This is a genomic window from Pseudoalteromonas sp. SCSIO 43210, assembly GCF_054133285.1.
Window position 1 is genome coordinate 1,490,236 of the sequence record NZ_CP087225.1, and the last position, 25,472, is coordinate 1,515,707.

The 25,472-nt window shown below is 38.4% G+C and carries 18 protein-coding genes; 7 read left to right on the top strand and 11 right to left on the bottom strand.

The window, feature by feature from the left end; all coding sequences use genetic code 11:
- Positions 1 to 10: 10 nt before the first annotated feature.
- The 4 genes from betB to LOS73_RS06610 all read right to left on the bottom strand — a co-directional run bounded on the left by betB (position 11) and on the right by LOS73_RS06610 (position 3,055).
- Positions 11 to 1,474, bottom strand: coding sequence for a betaine-aldehyde dehydrogenase (gene betB, locus LOS73_RS06595; RefSeq protein ID WP_033030146.1), 1,464 nt, complete (start codon positions 1,472 to 1,474; stop codon positions 11 to 13).
- Position 1,475: 1 nt separating this feature from the next.
- A complete protein-coding gene (gene betI, locus LOS73_RS06600; RefSeq protein ID WP_007376366.1) occupies positions 1,476 to 2,051 on the bottom strand; it encodes a transcriptional regulator BetI in 576 nt (191 codons plus the stop codon).
- Positions 2,052 to 2,492: 441 nt separating this feature from the next.
- On the bottom strand, positions 2,493 to 2,798 hold the full coding sequence (locus LOS73_RS06605; protein ID WP_033030148.1) for a hypothetical protein: 306 nt from the start codon (positions 2,796 to 2,798) through the stop codon (positions 2,493 to 2,495).
- Entirely contained in the window at positions 2,798 to 3,055 is a 258-nt protein-coding gene (locus LOS73_RS06610; protein ID WP_007376364.1) for a DUF3081 domain-containing protein, read from the bottom strand. The genes LOS73_RS06605 and LOS73_RS06610 overlap by 1 nt, the downstream gene beginning before the upstream one ends.
- A 146-nt stretch (positions 3,056 to 3,201) precedes the next feature.
- Here LOS73_RS06610 and LOS73_RS06615 point away from each other — a divergent pair, with 146 nt between their 5' ends.
- Positions 3,202 to 4,482 carry a flavohemoglobin expression-modulating QEGLA motif protein gene (locus LOS73_RS06615; protein ID WP_007376363.1) on the top strand — a complete coding sequence of 427 codons (1,281 nt, stop codon included), beginning with the start codon at positions 3,202 to 3,204 and terminating at the stop codon, positions 4,480 to 4,482.
- A 527-nt stretch (positions 4,483 to 5,009) separates the two neighbouring features.
- Here LOS73_RS06615 and LOS73_RS06620 read toward each other — a convergent pair.
- The 6 genes from LOS73_RS06620 to LOS73_RS06645 form a co-directional block, all read right to left on the bottom strand.
- Positions 5,010 to 7,961: an outer membrane beta-barrel protein gene (locus LOS73_RS06620; RefSeq protein ID WP_457934704.1), complete on the bottom strand. Its 2,952-nt coding sequence runs from the start codon at positions 7,959 to 7,961 to the stop codon at positions 5,010 to 5,012.
- An 866-nt stretch (positions 7,962 to 8,827) separates the two neighbouring features.
- The gene (locus LOS73_RS06625) at positions 8,828 to 9,655 is read right to left on the bottom strand and encodes a hypothetical protein (protein ID WP_033030150.1); all 828 of its coding nucleotides are present in this window, start codon (positions 9,653 to 9,655) and stop codon (positions 8,828 to 8,830) included.
- Between the two features lie 93 nt (positions 9,656 to 9,748).
- Entirely contained in the window at positions 9,749 to 10,552 is an 804-nt protein-coding gene (locus LOS73_RS06630) for a DUF1338 domain-containing protein (RefSeq protein WP_033030152.1), read from the bottom strand.
- Between the two features lie 36 nt (positions 10,553 to 10,588).
- Positions 10,589 to 12,055 carry a succinylglutamate-semialdehyde dehydrogenase gene (gene astD / locus LOS73_RS06635; RefSeq protein ID WP_457934705.1) on the bottom strand — a complete coding sequence of 489 codons (1,467 nt, stop codon included), beginning with the start codon at positions 12,053 to 12,055 and terminating at the stop codon, positions 10,589 to 10,591.
- 7 nt (positions 12,056 to 12,062) lie between these two features.
- Entirely contained in the window at positions 12,063 to 13,097 is a 1,035-nt protein-coding gene (gene astA / locus LOS73_RS06640) for an arginine N-succinyltransferase (protein ID WP_024595454.1), read from the bottom strand.
- A 50-nt stretch (positions 13,098 to 13,147) separates the two neighbouring features.
- Positions 13,148 to 14,353 (bottom strand): aspartate aminotransferase family protein, encoded by a 1,206-nt coding sequence (locus LOS73_RS06645; protein ID WP_457934706.1) that lies wholly within the window; start codon positions 14,351 to 14,353, stop codon positions 13,148 to 13,150.
- Positions 14,354 to 14,550: 197 nt separating this feature from the next.
- Here LOS73_RS06645 and LOS73_RS06650 point away from each other — a divergent pair, with 197 nt between their 5' ends.
- A complete protein-coding gene (locus LOS73_RS06650; protein ID WP_007376357.1) occupies positions 14,551 to 14,979 on the top strand; it encodes an Lrp/AsnC family transcriptional regulator in 429 nt (142 codons plus the stop codon).
- 31 nt (positions 14,980 to 15,010) lie between these two features.
- Here the strand turns inward: LOS73_RS06650 and LOS73_RS06655 are convergent, their stop codons facing one another.
- The gene (locus LOS73_RS06655; protein WP_457934707.1) at positions 15,011 to 15,955 is read right to left on the bottom strand and encodes a hypothetical protein; all 945 of its coding nucleotides are present in this window, start codon (positions 15,953 to 15,955) and stop codon (positions 15,011 to 15,013) included.
- A 391-nt stretch (positions 15,956 to 16,346) separates the two neighbouring features.
- Here LOS73_RS06655 and LOS73_RS06660 point away from each other — a divergent pair, with 391 nt between their 5' ends.
- The 5 genes from LOS73_RS06660 to LOS73_RS06680 are packed head-to-tail and all read left to right on the top strand — an operon-like array spanning position 16,347 to position 25,464.
- Positions 16,347 to 16,649: an isoamylase early set domain-containing protein gene (locus tag LOS73_RS06660; protein ID WP_007376355.1), complete on the top strand. Its 303-nt coding sequence runs from the start codon at positions 16,347 to 16,349 to the stop codon at positions 16,647 to 16,649.
- Between the two features lie 9 nt (positions 16,650 to 16,658).
- Entirely contained in the window at positions 16,659 to 18,650 is a 1,992-nt protein-coding gene (gene malQ / locus LOS73_RS06665) for a 4-alpha-glucanotransferase (RefSeq protein WP_033030160.1), read from the top strand.
- The gene (glgB, locus tag LOS73_RS06670; protein WP_007376353.1) at positions 18,650 to 20,878 is read left to right on the top strand and encodes a 1,4-alpha-glucan branching protein GlgB; all 2,229 of its coding nucleotides are present in this window, start codon (positions 18,650 to 18,652) and stop codon (positions 20,876 to 20,878) included. Before malQ ends, glgB begins: the two co-directional genes overlap by 1 nt.
- Entirely contained in the window at positions 20,871 to 22,934 is a 2,064-nt protein-coding gene (gene glgX, locus LOS73_RS06675; RefSeq protein WP_007376352.1) for a glycogen debranching protein GlgX, read from the top strand. The genes glgB and glgX overlap by 8 nt, the downstream gene beginning before the upstream one ends.
- The gene (locus LOS73_RS06680) at positions 22,927 to 25,464 is read left to right on the top strand and encodes a glycogen/starch/alpha-glucan phosphorylase (RefSeq protein WP_007376351.1); all 2,538 of its coding nucleotides are present in this window, start codon (positions 22,927 to 22,929) and stop codon (positions 25,462 to 25,464) included. Before glgX ends, LOS73_RS06680 begins: the two co-directional genes overlap by 8 nt.
- Positions 25,465 to 25,472: the final 8 nt, after the last annotated feature.

Here is a 25,472-nt window from a genome sequence, read left to right on the forward strand (position 1 = left end):
GTAGGGCGCCTTAAAATGGGCTTTCTATGTCGGCCATACCAACATAAATAGACTTAGTTTGCGTGTATTGATCAAGAGTTTGTATACCATTTTCACGGCCAATGCCCGATTGCTTATAACCGCCAACTGGCATTTCAGCAGGTGAGTTACCGTATGCATTAATCCAACAAATACCAGCTTGTAACTTATGAATAACGCGGTGCGCACGTTTAATATCGCTAGTAAATACGCCTGCGGCCAAGCCTAGGTGAGTTGCGTTAGCGCGTGCAATAACATCGTCTTCGTCGTCAAAAACAAGCACGCTCATTACAGGGCCAAATATTTCTTCTTTAACGATAGTCATATCATCATTACAATCAATAAACACAGTCGGTGCTACAAAATAGCCATTAGGTGCAGATTCAGGTGAAAGCGTTGTACCACCAGTTAATAGCGTTGCACCTTCTTCAATACCTTTATTAACGTAGCTCATTACTAGTTCTTGGTGCTTTTTAGAGATAAGTGCGCCAAAGTTTGTATTTAAATCTTGCGGGTCGCCAGCAATAATGTTTTTCTCAGTGCGCGCTTTAAGCTCATCAATAAACTGCTGATATACATTTTTATGAACGTAAATACGTGTACAGTTAGTACAAATTTCGCCTTGCGTATAAAAGTTACCTAACATAGCAGCGCTAACAGCTTGCTCTATATTGGCATCATCAAATACTAATAGTGGAGATTTACCACCAAGTTCCATCGTGACATCTTTTAACGTACCGGCAGCACTTGCCACTACTTTTTTACCTGTGCCTACTTCACCCGTAAACGACACTTTATCAATATCGCTATGCTGAGTTAGCCACTGGCCTACATCGCCTGCGCCTTGAACAACATTAAACACACCTGCAGGTACGCCAGCTTCAACAAATACTTCTGCAAGTTTAATTGCGCCAAGTGGTGTTTCTTCAGATGGTTTGAATATAAATGCATTACCAGCAGCAAGGGCAGGGCCCGACTTCCAACATGCAATTTGTAGTGGGTAGTTCCATGCACCTATACCCGCACAGATACCTAATGGCTCTTTACGTGTGTAATAAAAGTCATCACCAACCATTTGTTGTTGGCCTACTTGTGCTGGCGCAAGGCCTGCAAAGTATTCAATTACATCAGCGCCGGTTTCAATATCAACACAATTTGCTTCTTGCATTGGTTTACCGGTATCTAGTACTTCTACGAGTGCTAACTCATCGTTGCGCTCGCGTAAAATAGCCACTGCTTTTAATAAAATACGACTACGTTCAACGGGTGTCATTGCTGACCACTGTGCAAAACCTTGTTTTGCACTGGCAATGGCTGCGTTTTGAATAAATTCGTCGGCAATTTCTACTGCGTAAATAACCTCACCCGTTGCTGGGTTTGTTACATCAAATGTTTTGCCGCTCTGGTTTGCAAGAAAATGGCCGTTAATAAAATTTTGATAGACAGGTGTAGTCACGCTAGGCTCCATATTGCTTGATAAGTGAAAGTACATAGCTTTTTGCTAACTTTTCACTGTGTTTAAACTGATTATTGTCTGATTTACTCAGTACTGCTCTTAACCATAGGCCATCGATCATCGCGGCGCTAAGTTCTGCAGCTTGATTTGCTTGCTCAATAGGCATTAATTGCTTAAAAGAAAATGCTAAATTACTTTGCAAGCGTTTACTGTTTACGTTTTGTAGTCTGTGTAATTCTTCATCGTGCATTGATTGCGCCCAAAAACTCAACCACGTTCGGGTTGTATCATTACGCTGTTGTACAAGCGCAAAGTTGGCTTCGATAATAAACATTAAACGCTCAGTGGCAGTGGTTTGATGACTTACTTTACTTATTAAGCCTTGCTTTAAGCTTGTTAGTAAGTATCTAACCGTGGCTTCAATTAACCCCTGCTTTCCACCAAAATAATGGCTAATGATACCTGATGATAAACCTGCATTTTTACTAATGCTGTTTATCGTTGTGCCTTGAAGTCCCTTAGTAGCAACTGACTCTATAGTTGCGTCAATTAGCTGCTGACGTCTAACAGGTTCCATTCCGACTTTAGGCATAATTATTATTAATTGAACGTTCAATAAAGATAAGCTTAAGGTAATAGCTCTAATAATTCAAGGTTAAGGTAAACACCGAGATATTAAAATGTAGATAGAACATTAATGATCTAGTGATTAATAGAATAAATGCAATGATTTTAAAGTGGGGATATATTTAATAAAATCAAATGGTTAAGTTTGTTTTTTTGAGTATTTGATATGGTGATGATTTCGTTACTATAATAGATTAAGAAAATCATTATAAAATCGTTAGTACCGTAATAGTTAGAGTACTAATAGTGTTATTTTAATGCAAAAGAGTATTAAACCTACAATTAGTTAGTGTTCTAATAAACACATGTGTAAATAGTTGACCCATAAATTAATTAATATTTAAACTAGATTCGGACAACATGATGCTCTGACTTTAAATTTTTATTGCTATTAAGCGTTATTAATAACGCCTTTAAATAGTAGGGGGTAACGTCTTAGTCTATTGCCAATGTAGTCATCAGCTAAAATTTGCTGGCAAATAAAGTCTATATCTTTGCTTGTCTCAAAGACCCAATCAAAACGCTCTATAGCCAGTAAAAAACCACGCTTTAAATGACTTTGAGAGCGGTACTGTTCTAGGTTTTTTTGAATAATTGAGATTTTGCTTGGATCAGCTTGAAGCTCTTCTACTACTTGGTTAATAAAAGTAGTATTGAGCTTACTGGTAGGGCGGTGTCTTAGTTTTCGTGGGTGCATTAGCGCTCGTTTGCAATGTTATATAATTTTTTCAAAAAGTCGTCCTTATGCTTTTCATGTTGGTAGTCAAGGTGGTAAGTATTATGAAAACCAAAGCGCAGTTCTACGCCGCTACCTTGTAAATATACGGTGTAACCGTCTACGTCAGAATAAGCAGTAACCCCTTGATAATGTTTACCTTCATCAGTCATTTCGCCTTTTTGAATTATACGTTCATAAACGGCCAAAATCTGTTTATTGTCGAGTTCGTTTTTCATGCTTTATACCTTTTATTTAGTAACTCATACGATACAGATATGAGGGTCGATCAACTTAAAAACAATAGCTAAAAAAGTGTGATATTGCTTTGTAATTTAGCCTTTTTAAATTATGCTCAAAACTCATTTATTGTTGAGCTTACACCATGATAGACAAGGCGTTACTACTAAAAACTCGTGAATTATCGGATCAATTAATTGCATTGCAAACGCCTATTAGGATACTCGATGCTATTAATTGGGATAAACAAACTAAAGAGGAGTTTTTTAGACAAAAATGTCAAAAAAATCCACTTATTGATCGTGCATACTATCAACAGCGCGACCTCGGTTTTGTACCTAGCGAGTTACGCCAAGCGTTTTCTACTTTGCACCGTAACATTATTAACCAATTGGGGCAGTTAAATCCCATTGCTCAATACATGGGAAAAATGTGCACAGAGTATAAAACGGTATTAAGCATGCTTGAGTATCGTGGCACACCTGAGTTCCATGACTTATCGGTAGAGTTATTTGGTCATCCTAAAGATTTATTTCATGCCGGTGAGCCCTCACTTTCTGAGCTAGCTAATATGCTAGATAAACCGCTGCAAAATTTACTCATAGCCGACATACTACCTGACGACCCTAAAAATATTGCTGCTGTTGATGCGGTGCGTATTTTGTCTGAGCAAGTAAATGCCAGCATGGCAGGTATAAACGTAGAGGTTATGCTTAGCGATGGGATTGTCAGTGATGCAGCCGCCGGTGCAAATAATATAAAACTAAATCAAGATGTAAGTTTTTCCCAGCGTGAGCTTGATATTTTAGAAGTTCACGAAGGGTGGATACACGTAGGCACAACTCAAAATGGTTTGGCTCAGCCTTATTTAACCTGTTTAAGTAAAGGTACGCCAAGCTCGACTATTACCCAAGAAGGTTTAGCGGTACTTACCGAAATTATTACATTAAAATCGACCCCAAGGCGTTTATCTAAATTAGTGAATCGTATTCAAGCCGTTACAAAGGTAATAGATGGCGCTGAGTTTGTAGATATTTACCGTGACTACGTAGCGCAAGGTTTATCAAAAGATGACAGCTACACACTTGCGCAGCGTGTATTTAGAGGCAGTACGCCAACAGGTCTGCCGTTTACAAAAGATATTGCCTACATTAAAGGCTTTGTACTGGTTTATAACTTAATACGCGTAGCAATACAGCTTGGTCGAATCGATAGGCTACCTTTATTATTGGTAGGTAAAATATCGATAGATGACTTTAGATTAATATCGCAGCTTCATGATTTAGGTGTGATAGAGAGCCCACAATTTGTGCCGCCACACTTTAAAGATTTACGCGGTTTGGCCACCTGGTTGAGCTTCGGTCGTTTTATTGGCGACTTATCGTTTGAAAAGTTAGAAAACGATTATAAGCCGTTATTTTTATAATTATAAATTATTGAAATTAAGTCCTTTAATAGAATTAAGAACTGTTGATGTCTAATAAGCTTTTTGGCGTGACAAAGCTAGTTTATATGTTAACGGCTAAGGCGTGTTGAACTTTGTCGATTGAATTTCGTTAAATCAGGGAGAATCATATCGCGGCGCGAGGTTTTTAACCTCGTGGTTCGGTAACTGCTCCTGCTTTACCCTATTGGTTTACTCCATGTAAGAGCCGAGCACAGCTTCCGCGTCTTACCTGCGTCCTTGTCTCTTGAACACAATTTGTCTGTCTGTTGAATTGGTATTAACAATTCGACAGATTCGACCATTTCAGCTAATTTCAACCATCCCTTTGCAGATGGCTTTATGCTAACTCGAACATTTCTCTTACTTTCATACCAACCACCAAAGAGCAACATGCCCTAGTCGTTTATTTTAAGTTATTACTCTAGGTCATTTTTATATAAATACAAAAGCCCGGATAAAATATTTATATCCGGGCTTTTTCATTTCATTATTCAGTTATTAATAACTTAGAATGAAAGTCGAGCGCCTAAGTAAAAACGACGAGGCTCAACCCAGTCGGTTGCTTGACCAAATGCAAATGTACCATCACCTTTTTCTAAGCTCTGTTCAACCGTTGTTGCTTGATCATCAAGCAAATTAAATACATCTAAAAAGAACTCTGCTTTATAGCCATCAAAGTCATGAGTATATTTAACACGAATATCTAATGTGCCATAAGATGGTGTTACTTCGCTACCTACGTTTCCATCAGCTACCCAATTAGTTGTATAACCGCCAAAGTCATAGGCAGTATCAACTTGAAGTGGTAGGTACCGTCCTGAAATTGATTGCGTTTTACTATAGCGAGTACCTGAATTCCAGTTATATACACCACCTACCTCAATATTATTATCAAAATAATATGTACCTAACAATTTAAACTGATGCTCAACATTACCTGGCTGTTTGCCATACATATTTGGCGCACGAGGATCTAAAATTTCCCAGTCACCTTGGAAATCAGCGTTGCCATCTGAATTCGAATTACCTTTTGCATCGTTGTTTGTGTATGACGCAAGCATAAACCAATTATCAGTACGAAGTTTTTTAAACGTTACTTCAATACCTGTATACTCGCGTTTACCGCCAGCAAGAGTACCAATAACATAGTTAGAACCTGGGTTTTCATCATAACCAAAATATGAAAGAGGAAGTTCTAGGTCCGTTCCTGCTAAGTAGCCTTCTTCGGAATAGATACTTAAATCGTAATCTTCCATAATATCTTTAGTAGTACGCTTAGTATACGTTACGGATATATTAGTACTTTCGGTCAGATTCGTTGAATAACCAATTAAGTATTCATCCGTATAAGGTGTTTTAGTACTCGGTGAGAAAAAGGCATCTTGCTGTTTTGCACCACCGCGTGTTCTAAAGGTAACCCAGTCATCGTTGACATATACGCGTTCTTCTAAAACAGAACCGGTTAAATTACCCGCAAAAGAAGTCATGTCAGTACGAAGTGGATCGTAATATCTGCCACCAAACGCCCAAACTTTAGAATCACCATCACCAAAAATATCGTATACAATGCTTAAGCGAGGTGCTATTTCCCAATCAAAAGTAAATATAGTCTCGCCTGTTGATGCTATATGATCCCACTTTTCAGCACGCAAACCTGCGTTAACGGTTAGGTTTTCGTATGTTACGCTGTCTTGTAGATAGATCATTTTACCTTTAGTTTCAAGTTTAGACTTTGCTTGCTGAACTTGTTCTATTTGATAAGCATTTATATCATCGGTAGGGTTACCTGCACTGCTACTAAATATGATAGCTTTAACTTCATTTTCATCGACTATACCATCGCCACTTGTATCTGCACCGTGTAAGTTACCACTATCATTTAGAGCTTTTGCAACACGCACGTAATCAGCCGCTGCAAGACCTTTCTCACCAGTCCAAGAGCCTATTGCGTATGTTTCAAATGACACGCCACTATCAGCGGCCGCAATAGAATTATATTGAGTACTACCATTGTAAACACTGTTTGTAATATTTTCGTTTGTTTCAACAGAGTAACCAGCTTCGATAGTATGTTCACCAAAATCAGTATCTAAATAATATTCAAAGTTAATGTATGCGCTTTTCTTATTTCGATCCCTCAGAGTGTCAGCACCTAAACCCCCGATATCGGTTTGAGCTTTAGATGGCGATGCACTTAAAAAGGCAACATCACTGCGTGTTGATTTATCTGATGCTACAGACGAATATTCAGCTTCATGACTCATATAACCGGCGTTTATAATTAAATCTTCCCACGAATGTGAATAATCAAGTTTATAGTTGTCGCCACCAAGTTTTGTACCTGACTGTCTATTAAATGCCGTTGTAGTTGATGTTGAACCTGATTTTTCTCTCGGATCATTAAAGTAAGTAAAGACGAGTCGATCGTTGTCAGTTGCTTGCCATGTAAGCTTACCAAAGCCAAGATCAGACTCATCTGTTACTGAATGGCTGAATGCACCAGTGTCAGGATCGCTGATGTCGCTGTCACTATTTTTGAGTTGATAAGACGCGAAAAACCAAAGTTTATCTTTGATAATTGGCCCACCTAGGGTAATTGCAGTGTCATAATTTGAGAAATTATTATTTTCTTTTGACTCATTTTCGTAATCGGCGACTAAGCTGTCATTTTGAAAGTAATAATTTATAGAGCCATGGAACTCATTACTACCAGATTTTGTAACAACACGCGATACAAGACCAGCTCCACCGGCATACTTTGCTGCTACACCACCAGTAATGACTTGCTGCTCTTGAATTATCTCTGAGTTGATATTACCACCGGCTGTACCATCAACATTATCTGTTACATTAACACCGTCAATATAATAAACGTTGTCTGTTGAACTACCAACAGTACCACCAATATCAGAATAGTTGACACCTGACTTCGACGATGGATTGCCATCGGTAGTAGGTTTTACACCAGGTACTAGTTGAAGATAGCTTTGAAAGCTTCGACCAGTAGGAAGCGATTCCGTCATATCAAGAGTAACATCAAGACCAGTAGACGATGATGTAGTATCAATTGCAGTTACAGAACGGCCTGATACAACAATTTTCTCTATTGAATCAGTACTGGAAACGACTGAGTAATTTAAATTTAAGTTTTTGTCTGTAATTACTCGAACATTTTTTGCTTCGAATGGTTGAATTGAATTTCCTGTAATATCGACCACATATTTACTTGATGGATCTAAGCCCCTAAGTAAAACATAACCTGCAGAGTCAGATACTCCTTTTTTACTAACTAAACTTTCTGGTGACTGCACTGAAATGGTTGCGCCAGCTACTGGATTGCCTTGTTTATCTGTAACTCTTATTTTCAGTCCACCAGTATCAGCAGCAAACGCAGTGCTAGAAATACTGATAGAGGCAGCAATAGCGATAGATAATAATTTCTTGTTAAATTTTTTCATTAATTTTCCCTAATTCATTGTTATTTGACTTACTTTTGATTAATAAATCACCATAAACATTAACACTATTTTTTAGAATGTAAATAGCTTTAACTTTCATTTATTTGTTTTAAATTAGTTGTTAAGTACTGATTTATGACGGAAGGGGCGGGATTCTAACTCTCTAAATAAGAAAAATAGTCTATTTAGTAGAATGAAAATTATATGTGATTTATCTAAAAAATGCAGTTGGGACGAGCAACTTCGTTTTAATGGTGAAACTATAAAATAGGGCAGTTACACAAGTATTTTGTTAAGCCGTCAAACATTGTTTTTTGCTTGCTCATTTGAAGCGATGATTTCTGCACGTTTAAACGTTGTAGTGGGTTGTCGTAGCTAATTTTATAAGCGCCCATCGTACATCTGATAATTAAACCACTGTTGTTCAATTTAGGTAACTGAATAGGCTGATAATTTCATTTATATTGTCGCAAGTAGGGCTTGAAATATAGAATCAAAATACTGGTTTTATTGTTTAGCACTGTCGGGTGGGGAGTTCGCTTCATCAAACATTAAACCGCAAAATGAACCGTAAATACTACCGTATAAGTAGTACCGTGTTTTGCCTTTACAAACAGACTGCCCCATTATTAATGATAATACTTGTCACACAGCTTATAACAATGAAACGATAAGGTTCTGCAGTAATTTTCACTGTTTCAGATGTTTAGGTAGTTGTTGAGTTTATTAGCGCACAAAATACGTCAAGCGGAAGTGCATTTACACTGTATGGTACAGGAGAATACCACCTGAATTAAGCGCATTAATAGCATTAACTTATTTAGTTGAGCTTACTGATTAACAAAATTAATCGAGAATCTTAATATTCATTTGTGTTGAGCTATATTAAACGTAGTTTTATATATTGCCATCATCCGCTCTGCTACCTCTGGCGAAGTCGAATTATGGTGAGTCTGCTTTAAAAAATCATAGGCTGCAGGTGTTTTCATGTAATTATCAATTAAGGCGATTGCTTTTTTTCCTTCTGAAGTTTTACTACAAGCAAAGTACCCATTTATAAACTCGGGGTATTCACTAATGTCTCGACTTTCTAGCTGAGAAAATTGCGTATCTGTTAAGTTCATTTTCATAGTGTTTTCATAATCGATGATCATATCAACACGTTTATGAATTAATAATTGGCTAAGTTGAGCAAAGCTGTTTGCGCCTGTTATTTTTGCTACTTGGGTTCTATAATCCGAAAATATCGCATCTAATTGTTGATAACTTGTTGAACTAACTATGGCAAAGGTGTATTTGTTATTAAGTAATTTTGAAATAGAAACTTTTGCAGGTAAATCTTTTAAAGTGTTTTTGAAACCGAATAATTTGCGTTGCTGATGCATATAAGTTGGAATTTGAGAAAAGACAAGCTGTTTGTTTCGAGCTTTTGTTTTTATTAAATTAAAGCTACAAACTGCCTCGTTAGTCGATAAACGTTTAATTAATCGAGCATGATTTGTTCTCGTTAAAACGGTATCAAAATACGTGCTCAAAATTGGCTGAAAAAAATTATAGTATTGTTCGCCGGCTCTTGAATCGGCATCTTCATCTGAAAAATACGAATAAGATAAAATAGTGAGGGAGGGGGTCGCATAAATTAAATAAGGTGTAACTAATAAACTGATAAGAATACATATTTTAAAAAACTTCATATTTATGCCTTTTTCTTTAAAAATACCAAGTATCTCCAGTGTTGTCTTTATAAAAAGCCCTTTCGGGCTTTTTTGTACTAAATTTGAATTTTATTATCGAGCGTTGGTGCTTTCAAATATTTTGTCAGCAGAGGCTGCAACAAAACCAGTATAAAGCTCGCCGTCTGCTTTAGGGTAACGAATAGCAAACTCATAAAAGCAGCTAGGAATGCTCATATCACCGTCACTAAAGGTAACTGAGTATTCATCAGCAAGTGTTGACGATTGCTCTAGTAACACCTCTGGTGAGCCTTTAACTTCGCCGCCTGATGTATTAAGCGAAAAACCTGCATTTTTTAGAGCTTGGTTAACATCATGAATGTTATCAAACTTAGCAAGCGTATTAATATTTACGGTAAAGTGATTGGCACGGTAACCCCACGCCGACATCCACGCTGCATATTCGCTTTCAGCTAGCAGTTGTTTGTAAGTATCGGTGCTTACTTGCCAATGCGTGCCTGAATATAAAAAGTTGTCTGCTGTAACTGCACTTTCGTCAATTTGACTTACCATATCTGTCACGATGGCTTGTAACTCTGGCGAGCATTTTTCTACTAATAGCTCAGAGATAAACACTTTTGGCTGAGCCGGATCGCTATGCTCATAGTGTTTTGCGTAAAGTTTTTTAGCTTCAAAGTGGTACTCACCACATTCTTTGTAACCAATTGCTAAAAAGTGAGCGGCGAGCTTTTCAAGACTCACTTTTTCTATATTAAATGTACGCAGCGCAATATGATCGTTAATGATGTCATCTTTTTGCGTTGACCCTAAAAGGTCATGAATTTTATCTGCCGATGGAGTTACGTTTAAATAATTTTTCCAAAGGTTCTCAAATAATGTGTTTACATCAGTATGCATGTTAAGTCCTTAAATCTAAAATTTTGGTTTTATTGCTTATTCAATTACCAAGCCCGGCGCTAGGGTTTGCGGTAAGCTCACTTTGTCTGACTCCACAGATGCTACAGGGTATGCGCAATAATCGGCGGCATAGTATGCACTTGCTCTGTGATTTCCACTGGCGCCAATACCGCCAAATGGAGCTGCACTAGAGGCTCCTGTAATGGGGCGGTTCCAGTTAACAATACCGGCACGAATGCGCTTTAAAAAGTGAGTGTAGTCATCTTCACTGTCGCTAAGTAAACCTGCAGATAAACCAAAGCTTGTGTTGTTAGCTTCAATAATTGCACTGTCAAAGTCGGTATAACGATACACTTTAATTAGCGGTCCAAAATGCTCTTCATCTGGCATGTTGGTAATACTTGTTACATCAATAATACCAGGGCTTACAAAACCTGTGCCTGGTTTTAATTGCTTAAGTTCAACAAGGATTTGCGCGCCTTTTGAGACTAATTCACTTTGCGCGGCAACCATACCCAGTGCTGCTTTTTCGCTTATCATTGCACCCATAAAAGGCTGCTCTGTAGCAAAGCTGTCGTCTACAACTATGTTTTTAGTTGCGCTTATTAGCTTTTCTAAAATAGCATCGCCGCTGGCTGATTTTTCAATAAATAAGCGACGTGCACACGTACAGCGCTGACCTGAGGTAATAAAGCCTGATTGAATAATATCGTGCACAGCAGCGCTTATATCACTCACATCTTTTACAATAAGAGGATTATTGCCGCCCATTTCAAGTGCTAAAATTTTGCCAGGATGTCCTGCAAACTGTTTATGTAATAAGTGACCAGTGTTTGAGCTACCAGTAAAAAACAAGCCATCTATACCTTTATGAGAAGCAAGCGCTTTACCTGTTTCAATTTCACCTTGCACAAGGTTAATAACACCCGCTGGCAAACCTGCTTTTAACCAAAGTGAGAGGGTAAATTCTGCAACGTGCGGCGTCAGTTCTGATGGCTTAAATACAACGGTATTACCGGCTAAAATTGCAGGAACAATATGCCCGTTTGGTAAATGCCCAGGAAAGTTATACGGGCCAAAAATAGCCACAACGCCATGCGGTTTGTGTCTAATAAACGCTTTAGCACCGGGCATTGGATTTTCGGTTGTACCTGTACGCTCATGGTAGGCTTTAACCGAAATTGCTACTTTACCTGTCATTGCGCCCACTTCAGTGCGGGTTTCCCATAATGGCTTGCCCGTTTCGCGTGCAATAATGCTAGCAAATTCTTCGCTGTGTTCTTTTAATTGTGCTGCGAAGTTTTCTAAAATGGCGATACGCTCTTCAAGTGGTTTGTCTGCCCATTGTAATTGCGCGGCTCTAGCTGCTTTTATAGCAGAATCTACTTGCTGGGCGTTTGCGCCATTACCTTGCCATACCACATCGCCATTACTTGGATTGATTGACTCAAATGCTGGACCAAGTCCCACATGCCACTGATTATTAATTAGGTGTGTATTCATAAATTATTTACAGGCGGAAAAATCGCGCTGCATCTCCTTGGCTTAAATTAAGCGCCTTAGCCACATCTTGGCTAATGACGAGGGTATGTTTTGCATGATTGTAGTGTGCGTCTTTGGTAAATGTCGCTCTAAAGCCACTTACGCCTTGGTTACATACAGCCAGCGTATCAGAGCTATTTTGTGATATGTGATCAAGCTCGCCAATCGTAACAGGGCAAACTTGAGAGTCGCGAATGCTGCGAATATTTCCAAGCTTTGCTTCAACTGTTGGGCCTGCATCAAATAAGTCAACGTAACCTCTGTGCTCAAACCCTTCTTTTTCTAATAGTTTTAGCGCAGGTTTTGTTTTTTCATGCACATGCCCAATCACTGCTTGGGCTTTTTTACTAAGCAAGTTCACATAAATAGGGTATTTAGGCATTAACTCGCTAATAAATACCTTATCGCCTAAGCCAACTAAGTGATCCGCTTGTGGAAATTCGATACTAAAAAAGTGCTCTTGTAGCCATTGCCAAAAAGGAGAATGACCGTCTTCGTCGCTAACACCGCGCATTTCTGCGATAACAGTATCGGCAAAACGCTCGCTGTGCTGAGCCATAAACAAAAAGCGTGAACGTGATAAAAATCGACCCGTTAAACCTTTACGGCTATTTTCGCGCAAAAATAATGTGCATATTTCTGAGCAACCTGTGTAGTCGTTACACATGCTTAAAATATCAACGGTGTTATATACATTTAAAGTAGGCGAGTGGTGTACTGTTTTACCTAAATGATAATGATATAAAGGCACGGATAAACCTACCGCAGCTTCTATAGCGGTTGTGCCAATAACGTCACCTGTTTCACTGTCTTCTAAAACAAATAAATAGCTTTCATCAAGTGGCTGGTTAATGTTTTTGGCAAAGCTTTTTTCAGCACGTTCAATCTTTTCTTTAAGCTGTGTATCGTCCACAGGTAAAGAGGTAAACCCATGACCGGATTCAATCGCTATTTGTTTAAGCGCGTCAAAATCATTGGCAGTAATAGGACGTAATACTTGCATTTATTGCTTGCTCCAATAGCACGCTTGTAGGCGTGCTAATTTAAACTCTATTAACCGTTTACTACATCGCTAACTGCTTTTTCAAAGCGCGCTAAGCCTTCTTTAATATCCTCAAACGGGATAACTAAAGACGGTGTAAAGCGAATTACATTCATGCCAGCTACAAGGTTCATTAAACCATTATTAGCACTGGCTACTAAAAAGTCGCGTGCACGGCCTTCAAATTTGTCATTTAGTACTGCGCCAATTAATAAGCCTTTACCGCGTACTTCGCTAAATACGTTGTATTTTTTGTTAATTGCGTTTAATCCGTCACGGAACAATTGCTCGCGCTCTTTAACTCCGTTTAGTACGTCTGGTGTATTTACAGTATCAAATGCGGCTTCAGCTACAGCACAAGCTAGCGGATTACCGCCATAAGTAGAACCGTGAGTACCAATTTTTAAATGCTCAGCAATCGGTGTACGTGTGATCATAGCGCCAATTGGAAAACCACCACCCAATGCTTTTGCCGTTGTTAAAATGTCAGGAACAACCCCTAAACCTTCATAAGCGTATAAATCGCCTGTGCGACCGACACCCGTTTGTACTTCATCAAAAATAAGTAACGCGTTATGTTTAGTACAAAGTTCGCGTACTTTTTTAGCAAATTCATCTGTTGGTGAAATAATACCGCCTTCACCTTGTAATGGTTCCATCATAACAGCACATGTTTTATCGCTGATCAGCGCTTCAAATGCCGCTATATCGTTAAAATCACAATGTACTATGTCAGCTGGTTTTGGGCCAAAGCCGTCTGAATAAGCCGCTTGCCCGCCCACAGTTACTGTAAAGAATGTGCGACCATGAAAACCTTTATTAAATGCAATAATTTGCGATTTTTCAGCGCCATATACGTCTAGTGCATAACGACGCGCTAACTTAAGCGCGGCTTCGTTTGCTTCTGCGCCTGAGTTTGCAAAGTAAACTTTATCAGCGAATGTTGCTTCAACCATTTTTTGAGCTAAACGAAGTGCTGGCTCATTGGTCATAACATTTGATAAATGCCAAATTTTTTCGCCTTGCTCTTTTAATGCTTTAACTAATGCAGGATGACAGTGACCCAAACAGTTAACGGCAATACCACCGGCAAAATCAATGAACTCATTGTTATTTTGATCCCAAACGCGTGAACCTTCACCACGAACTGGGATAATTGCTGATGGGTTATAGTTTGGTACCATTACGTCGTTAAATAAGTCTCTAGTTACTTGCATTTTTGTACACCTAAATTAAATGGGCTTAGATAAAAGATTAGTTGCTAAATTAAAGAAGAATATAGCCGTTATTCTTGAGCAAACACGTTATTATTTTTTATAGGACACTATTATCGAAGGTTCGCAGTTAAAATTGCAGTGCTATTTTGTGAAAAATGATTAGAATAAAAGGCAAAATAACGAAATAAATAACCATTATGATAACTCCACAAGACGAAAAGCTATTATCGATACTAAAAACAAATGCACGCGCGAGTATTTCTGACCTTGCCAGACTATTGAACCTGTCGCGCTCTACAGTGCAAAGTAGAATGTTAAAGTTAGAAGAAAGCGGGGTAATTAAAGGGTATAGCGTAGACTACGGAGATGACTATTTAAACAAAATGGTATCGGCGCATGTATCAATAAAAGTAAAGCAAAAGCTCACCACTAAAACCAACTTAGAACTAAAACAAATTGACGCTATTTCACAGCTTTATGCAATAAGTGGCGAGTTTGATTTAATTGCGGTAGTTCAAGCACAAAATTTGGAGCAACTTAGTCATTTGCTAGACGATATTGGCAACCTTGATGGGGTAGAGCGTACAACATCGTCTGTTATTTTAGAAACCAAATTTAAGCGATGAGCCTGAGTATGTATCATGTCAATGCATCAGATTACTTTGTTGATGCATTGGTTATTTTTGGCGTCACTTTTACTCTTTTCACCACTGTTTTATTTGCTTCATCAAGCTTAATAAAGTAAGCATTACCGCCAATACCTTTAAACTCTTCATCGGTAAATACAATGGTGTTGTCGTCAAAGAACGTAACAGCCTCTTTTTGAGTAACAATCCCTAGGTCTATTTTTGATACATCACCAGAGAAAAATTTATCACCTTCAAAGTTTTCAAATAACCAAATACTGGTTGAATCAAGTAATACCAATTTTTTACGGTCAGGACTTAAGGCTGCTGATGTTATCCAACATAGTTTTTCTAATGTAGTACATGTTTTAAAAGAATCGATTAACTCAGCTTTAAAGTTAGCGGCGTGATCGCCCACTTTATATACCTTAGTAATACCATCAAACGGTTCAGTGCGGTTTTTAGTAAATAAATATAAATGACGGCCAAGCGCGACAAATGCTTCTAAATCAAAATTTCGATTATTGGGTTTTATTGGACTTCCATCCATTTCTGGGTAGGTAAACTTTATAATTTCTGCTTGAGTTATATCTGTTTTTATATCTATTGGGTTTTCTATTTTATAAATAGTGAGCCATCTGCGATCGTTTTTGTTATTGCCAAAATCACCTAGGAAAAAATGCCCAAACTTGTTTTGAGTCATATCTTCCCAGTCTATGTTTTTGGCATTTTCAACTAAGATTTCTTTGGCGATAGAGCCATCTTTATTGAGCCTATATAGTTTGGGTTCATTGCCTCCATCGTTAATAGCCCATAGGCGTTTATGCTTATCAAATTCTATACCTGATATTTCTTTTAATTTAGGATCAACTGAGATTTCTTTTTTGCTATAAAGGGTATAGATTGAAGAACCAATAAGTGTGGCTATTATTAAAAAGGTGATTGCTATAGTTATTAGAATGCTTTTTTTCAACATGAAAATTATGATATTTCAAAGTATTAATATGCGGTTTATTATCGTTTATAAAAGCGCATAACAAAAGAATTTTATAAGTTTAAGTAATACTTTTGAATTATTTCATGTTTGGTACTAATAAAAGTTTAGACAATAAATAAAGTGTGGCACGTCTAGTTGGTTTAAATATTGCTCTATAATATTGAGCTTTTCAAAAGTGAATGTTTCGATACTAACTGCACTTTTTAGGTGCAAAAAAAAGAATTGCTGCACTGTAATAATGCGTAAATAAAGTTTTGGTTAACTTACAACGTGTTTAATGATTTTGAATGGAATCCACATCGCCTTTTTGTTTAGTTGTATGGCCTGTGGCAAAGATTAATTACCCTTTATGGTTTAGTTGGAGCCTGCTATGTTGAATAAACGTTTTTTTAAAACAAAAGATGAAGCTGAAGTTACTTTTGAGTTCACTCACCCTGAGGCAGAGCAAGTCTGTTTGCTAGGTGAATTTAATGATTGGCAGCCAGTGCCAATGAAGCTGAATAAAAAACAGGGCGTTTTTAAGTGTAAGCAACGCCTTCCTATTGATCAGCAGTTCCATTTTCGTTATCTAATCAATGGAGATATTTGGGATAACGACCACCAAGCCGACGGTTACATTGGTAATACATTTGGCACAGAAAATAGCATAGTGAATACGCAACGTATAAATTAAGGCCAATAAATGGACGCTCTTTCGCAGTTATTTTACCTGCATGGCATTGGTTATGAATTCACTAAATACACTGGTGAACAGGTTGTTTTTAGCGACGATACACGAAAGCAAGCTTTACAATGCTGTGGTATTGACACTAACGATGCTAATCAAATAGCGCATCTTAACTATGAATTAGATGCAGCTACTTGGCAGCAATTAGTTCCGCGTATTAGCTTGCTTGAATGGCCTGAAAATACCTTAAAGATTCGTATAGATGAGCGTCAACAGCATTTATGTGTAGGCATAAAAGTAGAGGCGCTTGGTCTTGACTTGGCATTTCAAACTATGCGTGATTTACCTGTCACAGGTGAATATTACTTGCATGGAGTGCGATATATTGAGGTTGCGCTTGAATTACCTTTTATCCCAGCTGGATATTATGATGCAACGATAAAAGTAGGCGAGCAATTTTCAAATACACAGGTTTGGTCTGTTCCTGAACAAGTATATCAAGTAGATGATATAAAGCGTACAGGGCTCTCTATTCAGCTTTATACTTTAAAAAATAAAGCGCTATTAGGTGTTGGAGATTTTAGCGATTTATTATCGTTAACTCATTTATGTAGTGCGCAAAACATGGATTATATTTTACTTAATCCACTTCATTTATTATTTGCCGATATGCCAGAGCGAGCAAGTCCTTATAGCCCTAACAGTCGTGCTTTGCTAAACCCTTTATATATTGCCATTGATTTATGTGACGACGCTAATAACAATGCAGCGCTAAATGCTTTAATGCAAAGTGATGATGTTATTTCTCTCATGCAAAGCAATGATCAATTTATAAATTACGAAAACGTAAGTCGTATTAAATATACGTTATTTAAAGCGCTTTATAGTCAGTTTGAATTAACTGCCAGTAATGAGCGTCGACAAGCGTTTACAGCATTTTGTAACACTCATACAAGTACGCTAAATACCCTTGAATCAGATAATTTAACGTTTGACTATTATTTGCAGTGGCAAGCGTATTTACAGTTAGCACTTTGTCAAAAAAGTTGTATAGAGCTGGGAATGGCTATTGGTTTAATCAACGATTTAGCTGTTGGGTGTGCTGGCGATGGGGCCGAATTTAAAAATCAGCAATCATTATTTAGCCAAGAGGCAAGTGTTGGTGCCCCGCCAGACCCATGGGCTGAAGCAGGTCAAAATTGGGGGCTTCCGGCACTCAATCCTCGCAGTCTTAGCAATAATCACTTCGAGTTTTATCGCTCACTTATTCGCGCAAATATGCAAAATGTAGGTGGTCTCAGAATTGACCATGTAATGGCTATTAGGCGTTTATGGTGGTGTTTTGAAACGAATGGTAAACAAGATGGCTGTTATGTTTATTATCCGTTTGAGCATTTACTCGCAATTTTAAAAATTGAATCGCATATTAATCAAAGTATTGTTATTGGCGAAGATCTGGGTGTAGTCCCCCCTGAGGTAAGAGATGCTTTAGCCTCTAGCGGTATTTTTTCTAACAGCTTATTTTATTTTGAAAAACAGCACGATGATGAATTTTTATTGGTTAACGATTTACCATCACGTTGCTTATTAATGATTGCCAATCACGATGTGCCTCCTTTTATGGGCTGGTGGCAACACGATGATTTAGATATAAAGCAGCAATACAGTTTAATTAACGAGCAGCAATGCAACGACTTAACCCACCAACGTGTTGAAGAGCAAGAGCGATTATTGCGCTTTATTAATGCCAATCAAACAAAAGAACTTAACCTACAAGCTAATGCAATGGACGTTTATAAATCACTTGCCTTATGTTTAGCAAAGTCGCAATCACGATTACTTGCGCTGCAAATAGATGATTTAGATGAGCAGCTTTACAGTGTGAATATTCCAGGAACAGATACCGAGTATCCCAATTGGCGGCGTGTTTTAACACACACTTGCGAAGAGATTTTTAGTAAAAATGCCTCTTTGTTAGCTGCAATAGATTCAATAAGGAAAGGTTAATGAGTAGCTCAGCAGTAGATAATATTGGATCTTCTTTTAATCGTTATGATGATCAAGTACAAGCGTTAAGCGCAGGTCGTTTTAAAGACCCGTTTAGCTTTCTTGGGGCACATAAACTAACAAACACAGACACAGAGTTACGACTTTACTTACCCACTGCGTTGAATGTTGTAATTAACCTTGGCGGTAAAAAAATAAAAGCGCTGCGATATAAGCAAAGTGATTTGTTTATTGCAAAGCTAAAAACATTGCCAAGCGCGCCATATCAATGTGATGTTGAATACACAAATACAGCCGTTACGTTTTACGATGAATACAGTTTTGACACTGCGCTCGATACACAGGCAATGTACTTATTTAACGAAGGTAGTTTAGAGCATGCATACTCACACTTTGGTGCACATTTTAGCACTCAACAAAATGTAGAGGGGGTGCGTTTTTGTGTGTGGGCGCCAAATGCAGCAAGTGTATCAATTATTGGTGAATTTAATTTTTGGCAAGCTAATCGTCACTTTATGCGCTTTCATCCTGCAAGTGGTGTATGGGAATTATTTATACCAGGCCTTAAAGCTGACATGTGCTATAAATTTGCAATTACCGCACAAAGTGGAGACGTGTTTGAAAAAGCAGACCCATATGCGTTTAAAATGCAGCAAGCCCCCGGTACTGCCAGTGTATTGCAATACAAACCAGAACCTATAATTCTTGATGAACAAGCCTTAAAAAATAGACAAAAGCGTAACCATATTGATGCACCAATTAGTATTTATGAAGTGCATTTAGGCTCATGGCAACGCGCTGAAAATAATCGTTATTTAAGTTACGTAGAGCTTGCTGACAAGCTAGTTAGCTATGCACTTGAAATGAATTTCACCCACCTACAGCTTATGCCTATCAGTGAATACCCGTTTGATGGCTCGTGGGGCTATCAACCCGTTGGTTTATTTGCACCTACTAGCCGTTTTGGTGACTATAACAGTTTTAAATATTTTGTAGAGCAATGCCATAAAGCAAATTTAGGTATTTTACTCGACTGGGTACCTGGGCATTTTCCAAGTGATCCGCATGGTTTGCATCGTTTTGATGGCACTCATTTGTACGAACATGCCGATATGCGTCAAGGTTTTCATCCCGATTGGAATACCTATATTTATAATTACGATCGCCCTGAAGTTAAAAGCTTTTTGATTTCTAATGCAATGTATTGGTTACACCAATTTGGGCTTGATGGTTTACGAGTAGATGCAGTGGCTTCAATGTTGTATTTAGATTACAGCCGTAAAGAAGGTGAATGGATCCCTAATTGTTATGGTGGACGCGAGAACCTTGGTGCAATCGAGTGCCTAAAGCAGGTTAATTTACGAAGTTATAAAAACAACCCTGGCATCATGATGATAGCCGAAGAATCAACTGCATGGCCAGGTGTTACACAAAGTGTTGAGCATAACGGTTTAGGGTTTGGCTATAAATGGAATATGGGTTGGATGAACGATAGTTTGCACTATATGCAACGCGATCCGCTTTACAAACAGCACCACCATCACGAAATAACCTTTTCGATGGTATACGCCTTTAGTGAGAACTTCATACTGCCATTGAGTCACGACGAAGTAGTGCATGGCAAAGGCTCACTTATTGAAAAAATGCCAGGGGATGATTGGCAAAAGTTCGCAAACCTTCGAGCTTATTATGCGTTTATGTGGGCGCATCCAGGTAAAAAATTATTGTTTATGGGTTGTGAAATAGCTCAGCGCACTGAGTGGGGCCACGATCATTCGCTTGATTGGCACTTATTAGAGCATCAAAGTCACAATGGTATAAAACAAACAATTAAAACACTCAATCATGTATATAAAAACCAACCTGCTTTGTACGAACTTGACACAAGTGCAGCAGGCTTTGATTGGATAGATAACAACAATAACGATCAAAGTATTTTAAGTTTTGTACGGTATGCCAAAAATGCACGAAATTTAGTGGTTGTTATAGCTAATTTCACTCCAGAGTCTTATCAAAATTACGTCATTGGTGTGCCAAATAAAGGCCGCTATAAAGTAATTTTAAATACAGATGAAACCGATTATTTTGGCTCAGGGATAGACGTTACACAAAACGAATTAAAGATAGTTACTACCTTCGACAGCCCTAATCATGGGTTCGCTCAAAGCATTTCTATTGCCATTGGTGGTTTAACTACTATTTATTTACAAAAGGTCGAAGATGAGTAATCAATTTGAAGTCACTCACGGCCAAGTTGAACCCTTAGGTTCAAGTGTTACTGACGGCGGTGTAAATTTTGCACTTTATGCACCAAAAGCAACTCAAGCTTATTTATGTTTATTTGACAAAAGTGGCCATTCAGAAATATTAAAGGTGGCAATGAGCATTAACGAAGGCGGCATTTGGAGTATTCATATATTTCCTTTAAATGCAGGTGCTTTGTATGGCTTTAGAGTAGAGGGTGAATATAACCCTAAGCACGGTCAATTGTTTAACGAAAACAAACTATTAATAGACCCTTACGCAAAAGACTTATTTGGTGAGTTTACTTGGAGTGAGCGTCATTATGGGCAAATGCCAATCGGCACTAAAAGCACCGTAAATAATGCGATTGATATACCTAAGTCAAAAGTAGCAGCACCTGTGTTGTACGCGCATAAAAAGCCAAACCATAGATGGTCAAATACGGTTATATACGAATGCCATGTGAAAGGAGCAACGTGCCGTCATCCCGAAATTCCTAAGTACCTACAAGGGAAATTTTTAGGACTAAGTCATCCCAGTTTTATTGAACACTTACAGAGCTTTGGTATTACAGCTGTGGAACTTTTACCTGTTCATTCATTTATTAGTGAACAATTTTTAACGGGTAAAGGGCTGCAAAATTATTGGGGTTACAACACGCTTAACTTTTTTACACCTCATAAAGACTACTTGGTTAAAGACGATATAAATGAGTTTAAGCAAATGGTGCGAGAGCTTCATGCGGCCGACATTGAAGTTATTATCGACGTTGTTTACAACCATACCGCAGAGGCCGGTAATGATGGCCCAATATTGTCACTTAGAGGCTTTGATAACTTAGCTTATTACCGCACTGTAAGCGATCGACCAGATTTATATATAAACGATACTGGATGCGGTAACACGATTAATATTGACCATCCTCGTGTATTACAACTTGTACTCGATAGTCTTCGTTATTGGGTTGAAGTAATGGGAGTTGATGGCTTCAGGTTTGATTTGGCGACTATTTTAGGGCGTTCTCAATCTGGGTTTAGCGCTTCTCATACTTTCTTACAAGCGGTTGCCCAAGATCCTATTTTAAACAAAGTAAAGCTCATTAGTGAACCGTGGGATATAGGCCCTGGTGGCTATCAGTTAGGTGCTTTTCCGGCACCTTGGCGAGAATGGAACGACCAATATCGTGATGTAATAAAGCGTTTTTGGAAAAGTGAAGAAGGCATTATCGCCACCGTTGCCAAACGTTTACATGGCTCATTTGATATTTTCGAGCACAGTGAGCGCGGTCCGCTCAATAGTATAAATTTTATAACGAGTCACGACGGTTTTACGCTTGCTGACTTAGTTAGCTACGAAGAAAAACACAATGAGGCAAATGGTGAGCAAAATCGAGATGGTCACAGTGCTAATCATTCTTTTAATTGTGGTGTAGAGGGGTTTACAAATGATCCCAAAATAACAGCGCTCCGCTTGCAACAGCAAAAAAACTTTTTGCTTACACTTATTTTGTCCAAAGGAGTTCCTATGCTCTCATCTGGGAGTGAAATAGCGCACTCGCAAGGGGGAAATAATAATGCTTATTGCCAAAATAATCGTACTAGTTGGCTTGCATGGAAAGACTCACAATTAAATCATACATTGACTCGTTTTATAGACGATGCACTAAAAATCAGACGTGCCCACAGTGCGTTTAAACACAGTGTGTTTTTAGATGATATTGATGAGCGCTTTACAGTTAGGTGGTTTACCGAAGAAGGTGTAACTATGACTGACGCGCATTGGCATGAAAATACGCGTCAGTTTTTAATGTACAGCTTGCTCGATAAGCAAAATAAACATGCACTTTTAATAATTTTTAATGCGAGTAAAAAAGTAATGTCCTGCCAATTGCCGCAATCTCCAATAAGTGCGCCTTGGCAAATGGTTTTATCAAGTGTAAATAATGCATCTGTAAGTAGTAACAACGATGCGATGGTTGAAATTTCTGCACAAAGTAGCTGGGTTTTCAGTTCAAATTTAGAGGAAGTAGGTCATGGCTAAGCAAGATGAACAAGTGTGTGTAGTAAAGGGTTGGCAAGAAGGCCCTGTTATTGATGAAAGTACGTTAAAAGATGATTTAACACGTCACTTTTATTACACCCTCGGCCGAGATAAGGTCGGCGAATCACAGTTATATTTATATCATGCATTAGCGCTCACTATTCGCGATCGACTTGTTGCTCGTTGCAGAGAAACCAATCAACAAATTAGACAGCAAAAGCGCCGTAAAACGGCTTACCTTTCTCTTGAGTTTTTAATGGGACGAGCACTGGGTAACGCTATTTTAAATCTAGATTTAGATGATCAAGTTGCTTCTGCATTACAAGAATATTGTACAACAGTCGAAACGCTTGAAGATGCCGAACATGATGCAGGGCTAGGTAATGGTGGTTTAGGGCGTTTAGCAGCCTGTTTTTTAGATAGCTGTGCAAGTTTGGCCCTGCCTGTCATTGGGTATGGCCTTCGTTACGAATACGGTATGTTTAATCAGTCTATAAATGACGGAAATCAAATAGAACAACCCGACAACTGGCTTCGTGAAGGGCATCCATGGGAACTGAGTGCCCCAGAGCATGCAAAGCGCGTTAAATTTAGTGGCTATGTGCAAAGCTATACAGATAAATATGGCCGAGAGCATCGTCAATGGATGAGTTCACACGATGTATTAGCTGTGCCATATGATGTACCAATTCCTGGCTATAAAAATAATATTGTTAATACACTTCGTCTGTGGAAGTCAGAAGCGACAGATGAATTTAATCTAACTGAGTTTAATGCCGGTAGTTACTCAGAAGCTGTAGCACAAAAAAATCTAGCTGAACAAATTACTATGGTGCTTTACCCAAACGACAGTAGCGAAAATGGTAAAGAACTTAGGTTACGCCAACAGTATTTTTTATCGTCTGCGAGTATTCAAGACATTGTTGATCAATGGGTTGCACAACACGGTGAGAGTTTTTCTGATTTTTCTGATTTTCATGTGTTTCAATTAAACGACACGCATCCAAGTATTGCTGTTGCAGAGCTGATGCGTATTTTAATGGATGACTACGAACTTGATTGGGAAGATGCTTGGCAAATTACTACTAAAACAATGGCCTATACAAATCATACCTTACTTCCTGAGGCACTTGAAAAGTGGTCAGTATCTTTGTTTGCAAGGTTATTACCGCGTATTTTAGAAATAGTTTACGAGATAAATGCACGTTTTTTAGCCCAAGTTGCACAGCAGTGGCCAGGGGATGTTAACAAACAGCGAGCGCTATCGCTTATTGAAGAAGGTGATGAGCCGCAAATTCGTATGGCTTATTTAGCAATAGTCGGTAGTTACTCCGTAAATGGAGTCGCGGCACTGCATACTGAGTTACTAAAAGCAGGCTTGTTTAAAGAGTTTTATGCACTGTGGCCAGATAAGTTTAATAACAAAACAAATGGCGTAACACCACGTCGTTGGCTTGCTCACTGCAACCCTATTCTAAGCAAATTAATTAGCGAAAAAATTGGTAACGATTGGGTAGGCGATTTTAGTCAAATTAGTCAACTACGTCGATTTTTTGATGACCAAACCTTTCATATTCAGTGGCAATCAGCTAAACGCGAAAACAAACAACGCCTTGTTGATTTAGTCAAAGCGCGTTGCGGTGTTGAGTTCGATGTATCGATGATGTTTGACGTACAAGTTAAGCGAATTCATGAATACAAACGCCAACTACTTAATGTGTTGCATGTAATTCATCTATATGACCGTATTCGTCGCGGTGATACGCAAGGGCTTGTTCCGCGTTGTGTATTACTCGGCGGTAAAGCTGCGCCAGGCTATTATATGGCTAAAAAAATTATTAAGCTAATCAACAATGTGGCTGAGGTTATTAATAAAGATCCATTAGCAGCACCGTATTTACGCGTAGCATTTTTACCAAATTATAACGTAACAGCAATGGAAGTTATTTGCCCTGCAACCGATTTGTCAGAGCAAGTGTCTACCGCAGGTAAAGAAGCATCAGGTACAGGTAACATGAAGTTCATGATGAATGGTGCATTGACGATAGGTACACTTGATGGCGCAAATATTGAAATTAGAGATGCCGTGGGTGCTGATAATTTCTTTTTGTTTGGTGCTCAAGCACATCAAATTGATGATATTAAATCACGTTATAATCCAGAGCATTTAATTTCACAAAATAGTGACTTGGCAAACGTAATGCAGCTTTTAGAAAGTGGCCATTTTAATTTATTCGAACCATGCTTATTTGATGACGTGATCAATGCGATTAAGAGCCCGAACGATCCTTGGTTGGTCGCGCATGATTTTGAAAGCTATGTTGATGCTCAAAAACAAGTAGATAAGACCTACATTGATCAAGCCTACTGGACACAAATGAGTATTTTAAATACAGCAGCCAGTGGCATGTTTTCAAGTGATAGAACCATAAGCCAATACAGTGACGACATTTGGCATTTAGAACCCCTCAACATTAGTGCAACAGACTTAACGACAACTAAAAGTCATACCACTAACAGCAAAGACTAAATGGAGAG

What these genes read in the sequence shown, in the direction of transcription:
- LOS73_RS06660 (WP_007376355.1), top strand. Translation starts at nt 16,347, where the DNA reads ATGTTGAATAAACGTTTTTTTAAAACAAAAGATGAAGCTGAAGTTACT.
- glgX (WP_007376352.1), top strand. Translation starts at nt 20,871, where the DNA reads ATGAGTAATCAATTTGAAGTCACTCACGGCCAAGTTGAACCCTTAGGT.
- malQ (WP_033030160.1), top strand. Translation starts at nt 16,659, where the DNA reads ATGGACGCTCTTTCGCAGTTATTTTACCTGCATGGCATTGGTTATGAA.
- LOS73_RS06610 (WP_007376364.1), bottom strand. Translation starts at nt 3,055, where the DNA reads ATGAAAAACGAACTCGACAATAAACAGATTTTGGCCGTTTATGAACGT.
- astA (WP_024595454.1), bottom strand. Translation starts at nt 13,097, where the DNA reads ATGCAAGTATTACGTCCTATTACTGCCAATGATTTTGACGCGCTTAAA.
- LOS73_RS06605 (WP_033030148.1), bottom strand. Translation starts at nt 2,798, where the DNA reads ATGCACCCACGAAAACTAAGACACCGCCCTACCAGTAAGCTCAATACT.
- LOS73_RS06680 (WP_007376351.1), top strand. Translation starts at nt 22,927, where the DNA reads ATGGCTAAGCAAGATGAACAAGTGTGTGTAGTAAAGGGTTGGCAAGAA.
- LOS73_RS06620 (WP_457934704.1), bottom strand. Translation starts at nt 7,961, where the DNA reads ATGAAAAAATTTAACAAGAAATTATTATCTATCGCTATTGCTGCCTCT.
- glgB (WP_007376353.1), top strand. Translation starts at nt 18,650, where the DNA reads ATGAGTAGCTCAGCAGTAGATAATATTGGATCTTCTTTTAATCGTTAT.
- LOS73_RS06650 (WP_007376357.1), top strand. Translation starts at nt 14,551, where the DNA reads ATGATAACTCCACAAGACGAAAAGCTATTATCGATACTAAAAACAAAT.
- astD (WP_457934705.1), bottom strand. Translation starts at nt 12,055, where the DNA reads ATGAATACACACCTAATTAATAATCAGTGGCATGTGGGACTTGGTCCA.
- LOS73_RS06625 (WP_033030150.1), bottom strand. Translation starts at nt 9,655, where the DNA reads ATGAAGTTTTTTAAAATATGTATTCTTATCAGTTTATTAGTTACACCT.
- LOS73_RS06615 (WP_007376363.1), top strand. Translation starts at nt 3,202, where the DNA reads ATGATAGACAAGGCGTTACTACTAAAAACTCGTGAATTATCGGATCAA.
- betI (WP_007376366.1), bottom strand. Translation starts at nt 2,051, where the DNA reads ATGGAACCTGTTAGACGTCAGCAGCTAATTGACGCAACTATAGAGTCA.
- LOS73_RS06655 (WP_457934707.1), bottom strand. Translation starts at nt 15,955, where the DNA reads ATGTTGAAAAAAAGCATTCTAATAACTATAGCAATCACCTTTTTAATA.
- LOS73_RS06645 (WP_457934706.1), bottom strand. Translation starts at nt 14,353, where the DNA reads ATGCAAGTAACTAGAGACTTATTTAACGACGTAATGGTACCAAACTAT.
- LOS73_RS06630 (WP_033030152.1), bottom strand. Translation starts at nt 10,552, where the DNA reads ATGCATACTGATGTAAACACATTATTTGAGAACCTTTGGAAAAATTAT.